Raw genomic sequence first — 11,902 nt, 5'->3', positions numbered from 1 at the left:
TGACCGCTTTCAGGCAGGCACGAGCAGCGCACCGCGTTGTTGAAACTTTTGCATCTCCGCTGGCGGGACAAACAAACCGCCCGTGGTCCACAGCAGATGCGTTGCGTTGTGCATCACCGGTTCAAGTTGTTGCTGGCGCTGGTAGGCTTTGCCTGGTTCTGTATCGGTCAGCCAGGATGGGCCGGAAAATCCGGCGGCCGCCGACGGTTCAATCTCAAGTCCTTCACTCTGGCTGAGCTGGTAAAGGTGGCGGAACAGTTCATCGTCGGTGACCGTGAAAATACCGCTGAGCAGCTGTTCTATGACCGTGCATACCCAGGCGGATGCCAGGCTGACGGCCAGCCCGTCTGCCTCAGTGTCGACGCTAAGCCCGACCTGATAAACCGACTCCGGCTGATCTGTATTGTCCGCCTGCATGCCAATCAGTACGCAGGGAGCCTGAACCGGCTCGGCAAAGAAGCAGTGAACATGTTGTCCGAAAACCTGTTTCAGGCCAAAGTTGATGCCGCCGGGGGCTCCACCGACACCGCAGGGGATATAGACAAACAACGGGTGTTGGGCATCGACGCTGATCTGCTGTTCAATCAGTTGTTGCTCCAGGCGCAACGCCGCAACGGCGTAGCCCAGAAACAGTCTGGGAGAGTTTTCATCATCGACAAAATAACTGTTGGCATCGGCGTTCGAAGCGGCCCGGCCTGCGGCGACGGCGGAGCTATAATCTTCGCTGTGTTCGACGACAGTCACGCCGCGGTCACGCAGGCGTTGTTTTTTCCACTGTTTTGCTTCTACAGACATATGCACGACCGCTTTAAAACCCAGTGCTGCACTGATGATGCCGATACTCAACCCCAGGTTGCCGGTGCTGCTGACGGCAATTTCATAGGCGCTGAAGAGTGCTTTCGTCGTTGGACTGAGGAGTTTCAGGTAGTCATCATCCGGGCCGCTGATAATGCCATGTTGCCGTGCCAGTTTTTCCGCATGGCAGAGCACCTCATGGATACCCCCGCGGGCTTTGATCGATCCGGCCACTGGCAGAGCATGGTCCCCTTTGATCATCAGTTTGCCGGATAGCTCCGGGTAGTGTTGCCGGTGCAGATTAGCGGCTGACAGGAGTTTTGATTCGATCAGCCCGTGACTATCGTGCAGTTCCGGGAACAGCGTTTGTAACAGCGGAGCAAAACGCCGCAACCGCTGGTCAGCCTGATGGATGTCGGCGAGGCTGAGCGTGTCTTTGCCCTCCATGCTTTTAAACCCTGTACTTTCTGCCTGAAAGGAAGGGTTCAGCCACAGGACTGGTTTGCCGGCACTGAGTGTTTGTCCTAGCGGTGTATCGATAATATGACCCATAGATCGCTCTGAATGCTTTGTTTATGTGAGCTTTTTAATTTGAGCTTTGCTTATGCGCAGCCTGATTAAAATCGGCAGATAGCCAGGCTAGACTATCTGGGCTGGCTTGGATTGATCGGCAGACTGAGTGATTCTTTCACCTCTTCCATGACGATATAGCTCTTGGAGTTTTTCACCCCGGGGAGTGTTAGCAGCATCTCTCCGAGCAGCGCCCGGTATTCCGACATATCGGCAATACGTGCCTTAATCAGGAAGTCAGCATCGCCGGAGACCAGGTGGCATTCCAGCACATAGGGCAGGGAGGCAACTGCTTTATTAAACTTAAGGAAAGCATCCGGTGACTGATAGGACAAGGATATCTCAACAAACACCAGCATCCCATAACCCATCGCCTGGGGGTCAATGCGGGCATAGTAACCCAGAATCAGCCCATCTTTTTCCAGCCGCTTAACCCGTTCCATACAGGGGGTAGTACTGAGGCCGACAATGTCTGCCAGGTCGACATAACTGATGCGGCCATTTTCCTGCAGGGTTTTCAGAATGTTCAGGTCGATCTTATCCAGCTTACGTTTTTGCTTACTATTCATAACGTTACTTCGCCCATCATCTCATAAAGAGGTAAATTTTTTTATTGGTTTGATTATGCAGGGTAATAGTTTTGAAAATAGTTTAAATACAAAAAAATAATCTGTCAAAGATACAATACACTAGGCAAATCATTTGTTTATGATAAGTATAAAAACGGATAGGTATCGCTTAATGAAAGTTTTGATTTTGGGTAGTGGTGTTATCGGCGTAACCAGCGCATGGTACCTGGCTAAACAGGGCCATCAGGTTACCGTTATTGATCGCCAGAGTGCTCCGGCGATGGAGACCAGTTTTGCCAATGCAGGTCAGATCTCGCCTGGATATTCCGCTCCCTGGGCCGCTCCGGGTGTTCCTTTAAAAGCAATTAAGTGGCTGATGCAGGATCTCGCGCCCCTGATGATCAACCCTAAGGTGAATGCCAACACCCTGAAGTGGATGACCAAGATGCTGTCCAACTGCACCGAGTCCTCATACCACACCAATAAAGCGCGAATGATGCGTCTGGCTGAGTATAGCCGTGATTGCTTTAAAGATCTTCGTTCTGAGATCGAAATTGATTATGAAGGTCGTACCGGTGGCACACTGCAGGTGTTTCGCACCCAGAAACAGGTGGATGCGGCGGCCAAAGATATCTCTGTGCTGGAAGAGTGCGGCGTTAGTTATGAAGTGCTGGATCGCGAAGGTTGTGTATCCCGCGAACCGGCACTGGGTTTTGTTAAAGAGAAGATTGTCGGTGGCCTGCGTTTGCCGGGTGATGAAACCGGCGACTGCTTTAAGTTTACTAACGCGCTGGCTGACGAGTGTAAAAAGCTGGGGGTGGAGTTTAAGTTTGATACCGACATCGAGGGGCTGATCAGCGATGACAGTCAGATCGTGGGGGTTAAGACTAAACAGGGCACCTTTACCGCAGACCGCTATCTGATGTGTCTGGGCAGCTATAGCACACTGCTGCTGGCCAACGTCGGTGTTGTGGTGCCGGTCTATCCGATTAAAGGATACTCACTGACACTGCCGATTGTTGATGAAACCAAAGCGCCGGTGTCTACGGTTATGGATGAAACCTATAAAGTTGCCGTCACCCGTTTTGCCGACCGCATCCGTGTGGGGGGGACCGCTGAGATCACTTCCTACGATACTTCATTGCAGGAAAAGCGCCGTAAGAATGTTGAGTTTACCGTCAGTGACCTGTTCCCGGGTGGTGGCGATATTGCGCAAGCTGAGTTCTGGACCGGTCTGCGGCCGATGACGCCGGACGGCACTCCGGTTCTGGGGGGCACCCGCTACCCGAACCTGTATCTGAATACCGGTCACGGCACGCTAGGCTGGACCATGTCTCTGGGATCTGGAAAGTTTGTTGCCGATGTTATTAGTGGTAATAAAACTGATATTGATCCGGAAGGACTTTCCGTCGCCCGTTATGGCCAGAAGTAGGAAATAACGGTTTTTTGAGCACCGGGGCTTAATTTACGCACCACGTAAACACCTTGTCATGCCCCTGTGCTCACTTTTTTTTACAGGATATAATCAACAGCCTCTGATGCCGGAAAGTACGCTGATCCGGTGATTTGAGTCTGTTGTTCGCCGACACACACATACACTATTAAGAATTTATTATTGGGAATTTAAGCCATGCCAACTAAGACTATTATTGCCACTGAAAATGCACCTTCTGCTATCGGTACATACTCTCAGGCTGTCAAAGTCGATAACACTGTTTACATGTCTGGTCAGATCCCGCTGGTGCCGGCAACCATGGAGATGGTTACCGAGTCGTTTGAAGCACAAGCGGTGCAGGTGTTTGAAAACCTGAAAGCCGTTGCTGAAGCCGCAGGCGGTTCTATGAATGATCTGGTTAAAGTCACTATTCTGCTGACTGACCTGGCAAACTTTGCCACGGTAAATGAAGTGATGGCGCGTTATTTTGAGCAGCCATATCCAGCCCGTGCTGCCTATGCCGTCAAAGCGCTGCCTAAGGATGCGGATATCGAAGTTGAAGCGGTGATGGTCATTGCATAAGACCCTGGTTCAGGGATTCAGCTATCTGCGGCATCATCGCAGATAGCCGATCTACAGTAAGTGTAAGGTAAACATAGAATGAGTCGAGCAGCAAAAATAACGGTTGATCTGGATGCGATCCGGCATAACTACCGATTAGCACGTTCCCTGAATACCGCGGGTAACGCGGTAGCCATTATTAAGGCAAACGCTTATGGGCATAATGCGGTGAAGGTTGCTAAAGCGCTGGAAGCTGAAGCTGATGCCTTTGGTGTCGCCTGTATTGAAGAAGCGGTTGAGCTGATTGACGCGGGTATTCAGAAACCGGTTTTGCTGCTTGAAGGGTATTTTGAAACCAGCGAGTTGGACTATATCAGCGAGCATGGTCTGTGGTGCGCGGTACACAGTCTGGCGCAGATTGAGCAGATTGCTGTAGCGACCCTGAGTAAACCGATCACCGTGTGGCTGAAAATGAACTCGGGTATGAACCGTTTAGGGGTGCATCCGGATGATTATCAGGCTGCATTTAAACGCCTTAAACAGCTGGATAATGTTTCTGATATCGTGCTGATGACCCATTTTGCCAGCTCTGATGAACTGGATAAAAGCACCACTGATGAGCAACTTGCGGTATTCAATAAGGCCGCTGAAGGTCTGGATGCGCCGCATTGTCTGGCAAACTCTGCTGCGGTGCTGGCCTGGAGCGATGCCCGGCGTGACTGGATGCGTCCGGGTCTGATGTTGTATGGTGCAACTCCGTTTCCGGATGCTCAGGAAAATGCGGATAAACTGATACCGGCAATGACCCTGACCTCTGAAATTATCGCGGTGCGTGAGGTTCAGCCAGGTGAGTGTGTCGGTTATGCAAGCAGTTTCTGTGCCGAGGAACCGACCCGCGTGGCGACGGTTGCATTGGGTTATGCCGATGGTTATCCCCGTCATGCGGTGACCGGTACACCGGTGTGGATCAATGGCCATCGCAGTCGCATTATTGGTCGGGTATCGATGGATATGCTGGGTATTGATATCACCGGTATTCCCGATGCTGATGTGGGTACTGAGGTGGAGTTCTGGGGTAAAAACGTGACGGCAGCAGAGGTGGCTCCGTACTGCGGTACGATTCCCTACACCTTGTTTACCCTGATTACCGCGCGGGTGCATAAACGTTATATCAACGAATAAAGCGCGTATTTTCTAAACCTTTTAAAAACCGGCCCTGTGCCGGTTTTTTTTGTATTGTTTTATTCAGACTACGGTAATCTTCAACAGGAGATGATATACAGACGGATAAACAGATAAGTAGAGCAGCATAGCAGGGAGTTGATTATGTATGCGGTGATTTTTCGGGCAGAGATTGCTCAGTTAGATGAAGAGTATAGTCAGATGGCCGCCAGAATGCGTGAGCTGGCGCTGCAGGAATATGGTTGTCTGGAGTTTACGGCGGTGGTCGAGGGCGCCAATGAGATTGCTATTTCGTACTGGGATAGTATGGAGCAGATCCGTGCCTGGAAAGAGAATGCCGAGCATCTGGCGGCGCAGGCAAAAGGTCGCTCACAATGGTACCGCTCATACCGGGTGCAGATTGTTGAAGTGGTGCGGGAATACAGCGCTTAAGGGTGCAGTAAAGGAGACGATTATGATGAAGTTTGCCCAGAGAATGCTCAGGTCGGTTTTACTGATAACCCTGTCTTTTGTCACACTGACGGCTACCGCAGCAACCAGCGTCTGGAAGGTCAGTTCTGGGGATAATGTGCTGTATGTCGGTGGCACCATACATGTTCTGCGTCAGAGTGATTATCCTCTGCCTGTTGAGTTTGATCGGGCATATCTCAGAGCGGACCGGTTGTATTTTGAAACAGATCTGGAGCAGCTACATGCACCTGAGGTGATGCAGCGGATGCAGCAGGCGGTGCGCTATCCCGCTGGTATTAGCGGGTTGGATAAGCGGGTGTCGGCGGCACTTTATAAGCGTATAGAGAAGGTCTGGGCGCAGTATGGTTTGCCGCCAGAGGCGATGGTCGGATTGCGTCCATCCGGTATCGTTATCACCCTGACGATGCTGAATCTGCAGCAGATAGGTGTGGATGCCCAGGGAATTGATGATTTTTATCACAGCCGCGCGCTCGCAGATGCTAAACCCGTTGGCGGGCTGGAGTCGGTTGATCAGCAGATCCGCTTGCTGTCCGGTATGGGCGCCGGTGATGAAGAGAAATTTATGAGTACGTCACTGGATGAACTGAAGCAGTCAGGCGGGCTTGTCGATGGAATGGTGGATGCATGGCGGCGGGGTAACCTGGCCGATCTCGATCATTTAGTGCTTGAGGATATGCGCCGGGATTCTCCCGCCGAGTTTCGTCAGTTGATGGTTGATCGCAATCGCAAGTGGTTGCCACAGATAGAGACGATGTTGCGTGACCGGCCGGTGGAGTTTGTGCTGGTGGGCAGTGGCCACCTGGCCGGTGATGAGGGCGTGATACATCAGCTGCAACAACGTGGCTATCAGGTTGAGCCGCTGCAGTAATTAACGCGGTTTAAACCGTTAGCTTGCCATCTGTAGGCGTTGATTCTCGCCCAGCAGCCTCAATAGCTGTAGTTTGCCATCAGGGTTTTTGCGGGTGACCACTTCGCCCTCTTTAGGGAAGTGGATATCCCGCAGGCGAGACAACCAGAAGCGCATCGCGGCCACCTGCAACATGCTGCTGAAACTACGTTGTTCATTAGGGTTGAGCGGACGGACGCTCTGGTAACTATCGAGTATCAGCAGCGCCTTATTGAAATCATACTGAGCAGCACTTTCGTCATAGCACCAGGCGTTCAGAGTGACACACAGATCATACAGATAGGGCGCGGAACAGCTGTGATAAAAGTCGATCAGGCCGCACAATCTATCACCTTCAAACATCGCGTTGTCCGGAAACAGATCTGCATGGATGGGGCCACCCGGCAGGGTTTTCCAGGGGATCTGTGCCGCATCCGTCAGATTGTCTTGCAGGGTCTGCTGGTCCTCTTGCGGCAGCAGAGGTGCCAGCCTGGTGCCCAGATCTGAACACCACTGATGGATATGCACCGGCTGTTCATTGCTGAGCTGTTCTGACAGCCGGTGCATCCTTGCCAGGGTAAGGCCGATAATGCTCGCCTGCTGATCGTTGGGTGTGTGCAGAGGGCTGCCTGCCAGGCGTGACATCAGTACTGCAGGACGTTCATTGAGATGACTGGACAAACCACCGTCATTCAGATGGATCGGTTTAGCACAGGCAACACCATGCTGGGTCAGGTGCTCAATATAATTAAGGATAAAGGGTAGCTGTTCACTGCTGACCGATTCCACCAGGGTCAGTACAAACTGACCCACCGTGGTAGTGACGAAATAGTTAGTGTTTTCCACACCGGCTTCAATGCCCTGAAAATCGAGCAGCTGTCCAACGCTGTATTGCTGCAGGTAGCGTTCAAGTTGTTCCCGGGTGACGGGTGTGTAAACAGACATCTCAGCTCCTTTACTCCTGATTCCTTTGCTCTTTTTGCGGGCCGTTGTAACGGATGGTTAGCCGCGATAATAGCGTTGCTCGATGAAGGGGGCTTTTGACACCACCATTGGCAACTGCTTTCCGCGAACCAGAGCATATACTTCTGTTTCCAGCGCCGCATACTCAGAAGCGACATATCCCATCGCAATGGGGACACCCACGGTTGGGCCAAAGCTGCCGCTGGTGACTTCGCCAATCTTCACACCATCGGCATTCAACAGTTCAGCACCTTCGCGGATAGGCGCTTTACCCTGGGCGATCAGGCCCACGCGTTGACGGGTGCAATTCTTGTTGGCGATCTGGTCAAAGATCTTATCGGCACCGGGAAAGCCCCCGGCACGCTCGCCGTCGGCACGACGGCATTTACTGATCGCCCAGATCAGACTGCCCTCAATGGGTGTGGTGTTCGGGTCAAGGTCGTGACCGTAAAGGCACAGGCCTGATTCCAGACGCAGAGAGTCCCGCGCGCCGAGGCCGATAAACTCAACTTCCGGTTGCGCAATAAACAGGCGACAGAGACGCTCTGCCTGGTCAGCCGGGATAGAGATCTCATAGCCATCTTCGCCGGTATAACCGGAGCGGCTGACAAAACATCCAACCCCATCAATGGTGATATGGCGGGAATCCATAAACACCATATCGTTCACCTCAGGGCAGATGCGAGACAGTGCCACAGCGGCTTCAGGACCCTGTAATGCGACCAGTGCCCGATTATCCAGCACTTCCAGTTCGACGCCTTCGCCGAGGTTTGCCTGCATATGTGCAATGTCCTGAGCCTTACAGGCAGCGTTGACGACAACATACAGATGATCGCCATAATTGGTGACCATCAGGTCATCCATAATGCCGCCATGGGCATTGGTGAACAGGGCGTAGCGCTGCTTGCCAATCGGCAGATCGATAATGTCGACCGGTACCAGTTTTTCCAGTTCTGCTGCCGCATTGGCTCCCGTCAGTTTTACCTGGCCCATATGGGAAACATCAAACAGACCGGCATGTTCACGGGTGTGGATATGTTCCTTTTTTACCCCCATAGGATACTGAACAGGCATCTCAAAGCCTGCAAAAGGTACCATCTTGCCGCCCAGTTCCAGGTGTAGAGCGTAGAGGGGTGTTTTGTTCAGTTCAGACATGGGAGTCTCCATTGGTTATGTTCGGTCAACGTCAGTGCTGTTTATCCGGGACTGATAGTGTAGTCTGAAAAATAGCGAATGACGGCTTTTGATTGGGGATTAAGTTTCCTATAGGAAACAAAGTTAATCGAATGGGGAATGGTTTGCAAGAACAAAGTTACGTGAAAAGGATCGTCGGTGTCGTATTTAGCGCTTTTTTAAAGCCGTGACTTATTAAGAGCCGTAGCTCGAACGTCACAAAAAACGTGACTTGCTCGTTGCTCGCGACAGCCTTCTTTATTAAGGGCAGGGGCATTTAGGGAATAAATACTTTGTAAGAAGGTTGTTGAGTGGTTGTGTAGAGACTGATAAAACTGTCCGCCACGAATCACGAGTCGTGTCTGGCAGCCGCAAGCGGTGTTCAGCTTTTAAGCCGTAACCCAGAGCACCTCAGCATCTTTCTTACTAGTGGACACCAGTGCATGGCCCATCTCGCAGTCGTAGTAGGCGCTGTCTCCGGCAACTAACTCAATCGGTTCATAAAATTCGGTGTAGAACATGAGGCTGCCACTGAGAACATAGAGAAACTCTTCTCCATCGTGTCGGACCCAGTCTTCATACTCATCCCATGAGTGGGTGCGGACGGTGGTTTTGAACGGGATCATCTTCTTGCTGGACAGTTGCGTTGCCAGTAGTTCGTGTTCATAGGTGGGTGTCGGATGGGGCTTGCCTTCCCCGCGACGGGTTATATCCCGGCGGCCGCCGCTGCTGGGACTTTTCTTTTTCGGCTGAGTAAACAGTTGCGGGATATCGATCCCCAGCCCTTTAACCAGCTTATTAACCGCAGTAAAGGTGGGTGAGATCTGCTCATTCTCGATTTTTGAGAGTGTAGAACGGGCAAGCCCCGTCAGTTTACTGGCTTCCTCCAGCGTCAGTTTCTGGCTCAGGCGGATCTCCCGCACCCGCTTACCCAGCTCAAGCGGCTCCACGACGGCGTCAGCATTATCCCGGGTGACCGAGAAAAACTGCTGATCTTCTTTGAGAAAAGAGGGCTTGTCTGGCATCGGGTGCTCCGTTGAAACCTGTCGCTAGGGGTTAGTTCTCATGGTTCAGGGGGTAGGCACTCCCTGTTTCCGATAATAGTACACAACCGCTCATGGCATTGAAAGAATGCAATATTTTACAGTTTTATAATTTTTTATGGAAAAGTTTCCTAAAAGAAACTTTGTGTTGATTTTAGGAAAATGCGCTGCTAGTCTGGGCCACAATTAGCTATTAATGTGTTCGCTGTTGATGTTCGGGTTCAAGAATTCAGCGGAGGATCAGAGTAATCGTTACATATAAGACTGGAGTAGCTGTCAGTGGCGTTGAGTATTTTTGATCTCTTTAAGGTAGGTATTGGCCCTTCGAGCTCGCATACCGTGGGTCCGATGGTGGCGGCTAACCGCTTTACTGATGAGCTACAACAGCGCGGCCAGTTAGATCAGGCTGATCAGGTTAAAGTGGGTCTTTATGGTTCGCTGGCGCTGACCGGTAAAGGTCACTCAACCGATGTGGCGGTGATGCTGGGTTTGTTGGGCGAGCAGCCCGACCAGGTCGACCCTGACAGTGTTCCGCTGTTTATCGCTGAGATAAAACAGAGTGGGCAGCTTAATCTTGCCGCTCAGCGGATGATCCCTTTTTGCCCGGATACAGATCTACAGTTTAATTTTGCTCAGTCGTTGCCTAAGCATCCTAACGGTATTCGTTTTCAGGCGTTTGATGCTGCGGGTATTGTGCTGCATGATGCGGTTTTTTATTCCATCGGTGGTGGCTTTGTTCTGAGCGATGCCGAAGCCGGTGAGCCGCCGCTCAGTGACGACAGTGTGAGCATTCCCTATGACTTCAATAGTGGCGCAGAACTTCTGCAGCTTTGTCAGCAGAGTGGTTTGAGTGTTGCGCAGATCATGCTGGAGAATGAACGTGCCTGGCGCAGTGACGAAGAGATTCGCGCAGGGCTGCGTAACATCTGGCAGGTGATGGATCGCTGCATCCGTCGTGGCTGTGGGGTCGAGGGTGAGCTGCCCGGTGGTCTGCGGATTAAGCGTCGCGCGCGTGAGCTGTATGAAGAGCTGCGCAACAGCCCGGAAGCCTCCTTTAAAGACCAGTTGACGGTGATGGACTGGATCAACCTGTATGCCATGGCGGTGAATGAAGAGAATGCCGCCGGGGGCCGTGTTGTCACTGCACCGACAAATGGCGCGGCGGGCGTTATCCCGGCGGTACTGGCGTACTACGACCGCTTTGTTCATGGGTCGACGGAGCAGGGTATTTTTGATTTTCTCGCCACGGCTGCCGCCATTGGCATGTTGTATAAGAAGAACGCTTCTATCTCGGCCGCCGAGGTGGGTTGTCAGGGAGAGATCGGTGTGGCCTGTTCAATGGCGGCGGGTGCGCTCTGTGCGGCGATGGGTGGCACCATTGAACAGGTAGAGAATGCTGCTGAGATCGGTATGGAACATAACCTTGGGCTGACCTGTGACCCCATTGGTGGTTTGGTGCAGGTGCCCTGTATCGAGCGAAATACCATGGGGGCGGTTAAAGCGATAAATGCCGCGCGGCTGGCGATGCGGGGTGATGGTAAGCATCACGTCTCTCTTGATTCAGTGATTGAGACAATGCGCCAGACCGGTGTCGATATGCAGGATAAATATAAAGAGACCTCACAGGGGGGGCTGGCGGTTAACGTCGTTGCCTGTTGAGGTTAAACCCGTTGCTCTGCAGCAATAACCCTGTCATTCAACAAACGCTAATCCGGTGCTGAGTCTATGAGATCTGCCGGAGTTAATTTTTAAAGGAAATACAATTATGAGCATTCCATCTAACTACCGTTTCTCCTCAAGTCATGAATGGGTTCTGGATAACGGTGACGGTACCGTCACTGTAGGTATCTCCGATCACGCCCAGGATCTGCTGGGTGATGTTGTTTTTGTTGAGCTGCCAGAACTTGGCCGTGAAGTCACCGCCGGTGAAGAGTTTTCTCTGGTTGAGTCCGTAAAAGCGGCGTCAGATATCTACGCCCCGGTGAGTGGTGAAGTGGTTGAGATCAACGATGCGCTGGAGAATGAGCCGGAAACCGTTAATAACGCACCTTATGATGGCGGCTGGATTGTTAAAATTAAGCTTTCTGATGCCGCTCAACTGGATGGGTTGCTGAACGCTGAAGCTTATGCTGCTACGATTGCAGAATAGATTTGATCTGTGGGGGTGCGTTATTGTCGTATGAGACAGCGTTTATGACTGCACTCCGATCAGGTCGTTTCGCCAACGCGGGCTGGTATGCACAACCATCCCGCA

At 51.9% G+C, this 11,902-nt stretch carries 12 protein-coding genes; 7 read left to right on the top strand and 5 right to left on the bottom strand.

Annotated elements, in window-relative coordinates; genetic code table 11:
- Positions 1 to 9: 9 nt before the first annotated feature.
- Positions 10 to 1,347 (bottom strand): D-serine ammonia-lyase, encoded by a 1,338-nt coding sequence (locus Q0499_RS12590; RefSeq protein WP_299199886.1) that lies wholly within the window; start codon positions 1,345 to 1,347, stop codon positions 10 to 12.
- A gap of 92 nt (positions 1,348 to 1,439) precedes the next feature.
- Complete coding sequence (locus Q0499_RS12585; RefSeq protein ID WP_299199883.1) at positions 1,440 to 1,934, bottom strand: Lrp/AsnC ligand binding domain-containing protein; 495 nt, start codon at positions 1,932 to 1,934, stop codon at positions 1,440 to 1,442.
- A gap of 172 nt (positions 1,935 to 2,106) precedes the next feature.
- On the opposite strand from Q0499_RS12585, the gene Q0499_RS12580 reads away from it, so the two are divergent.
- The 5 genes from Q0499_RS12580 (at position 2,107) to Q0499_RS12560 (ending at position 6,451) form a co-directional block, all read left to right on the top strand.
- On the top strand, positions 2,107 to 3,366 hold the full coding sequence (locus Q0499_RS12580; RefSeq protein ID WP_299199881.1) for a D-amino acid dehydrogenase: 1,260 nt from the start codon (positions 2,107 to 2,109) through the stop codon (positions 3,364 to 3,366).
- 198 nt (positions 3,367 to 3,564) lie between these two features.
- Complete coding sequence (locus tag Q0499_RS12575) at positions 3,565 to 3,951, top strand: RidA family protein (protein ID WP_299199879.1); 387 nt, start codon at positions 3,565 to 3,567, stop codon at positions 3,949 to 3,951.
- A gap of 78 nt (positions 3,952 to 4,029) precedes the next feature.
- Positions 4,030 to 5,112 (top strand): alanine racemase, encoded by a 1,083-nt coding sequence (gene alr / locus Q0499_RS12570; RefSeq protein WP_299199877.1) that lies wholly within the window; start codon positions 4,030 to 4,032, stop codon positions 5,110 to 5,112.
- A 144-nt stretch (positions 5,113 to 5,256) separates the two neighbouring features.
- Positions 5,257 to 5,544: an antibiotic biosynthesis monooxygenase gene (locus Q0499_RS12565; RefSeq protein WP_299199875.1), complete on the top strand. Its 288-nt coding sequence runs from the start codon at positions 5,257 to 5,259 to the stop codon at positions 5,542 to 5,544.
- 22 nt (positions 5,545 to 5,566) lie between these two features.
- Complete coding sequence (locus Q0499_RS12560; protein ID WP_299199872.1) at positions 5,567 to 6,451, top strand: TraB/GumN family protein; 885 nt, start codon at positions 5,567 to 5,569, stop codon at positions 6,449 to 6,451.
- Between the two features lie 18 nt (positions 6,452 to 6,469).
- On the opposite strand, the gene Q0499_RS12555 is transcribed toward Q0499_RS12560, so the two are convergent.
- The 3 genes from Q0499_RS12555 to Q0499_RS12545 all read right to left on the bottom strand — a co-directional run bounded on the left by Q0499_RS12555 (position 6,470) and on the right by Q0499_RS12545 (position 9,630).
- Positions 6,470 to 7,414 carry a homoserine kinase gene (locus Q0499_RS12555; protein WP_299199870.1) on the bottom strand — a complete coding sequence of 315 codons (945 nt, stop codon included), beginning with the start codon at positions 7,412 to 7,414 and terminating at the stop codon, positions 6,470 to 6,472.
- Between the two features lie 57 nt (positions 7,415 to 7,471).
- On the bottom strand, positions 7,472 to 8,587 hold the full coding sequence (gcvT, locus tag Q0499_RS12550) for a glycine cleavage system aminomethyltransferase GcvT (protein WP_299199868.1): 1,116 nt from the start codon (positions 8,585 to 8,587) through the stop codon (positions 7,472 to 7,474).
- Between the two features lie 407 nt (positions 8,588 to 8,994).
- Complete coding sequence (locus Q0499_RS12545; RefSeq protein ID WP_299199866.1) at positions 8,995 to 9,630, bottom strand: XRE family transcriptional regulator; 636 nt, start codon at positions 9,628 to 9,630, stop codon at positions 8,995 to 8,997.
- Positions 9,631 to 9,927: 297 nt separating this feature from the next.
- On the opposite strand from Q0499_RS12545, the gene Q0499_RS12540 reads away from it, so the two are divergent.
- Complete coding sequence (locus Q0499_RS12540; RefSeq protein WP_299199864.1) at positions 9,928 to 11,307, top strand: L-serine ammonia-lyase; 1,380 nt, start codon at positions 9,928 to 9,930, stop codon at positions 11,305 to 11,307.
- 103 nt (positions 11,308 to 11,410) lie between these two features.
- Entirely contained in the window at positions 11,411 to 11,797 is a 387-nt protein-coding gene (gcvH, locus tag Q0499_RS12535; protein WP_299200207.1) for a glycine cleavage system protein GcvH, read from the top strand.
- Positions 11,798 to 11,902 lie beyond the last annotated feature (105 nt).

The organism is uncultured Amphritea sp. (genome assembly GCF_937127095.1).
Lineage (GTDB): Bacteria > Pseudomonadota > Gammaproteobacteria > Pseudomonadales > Balneatricaceae > Amphritea.
The sequence above is the reverse complement of the archived record's forward strand: the minus strand, read 5'-3'. Positions and strand labels throughout refer to the sequence as shown.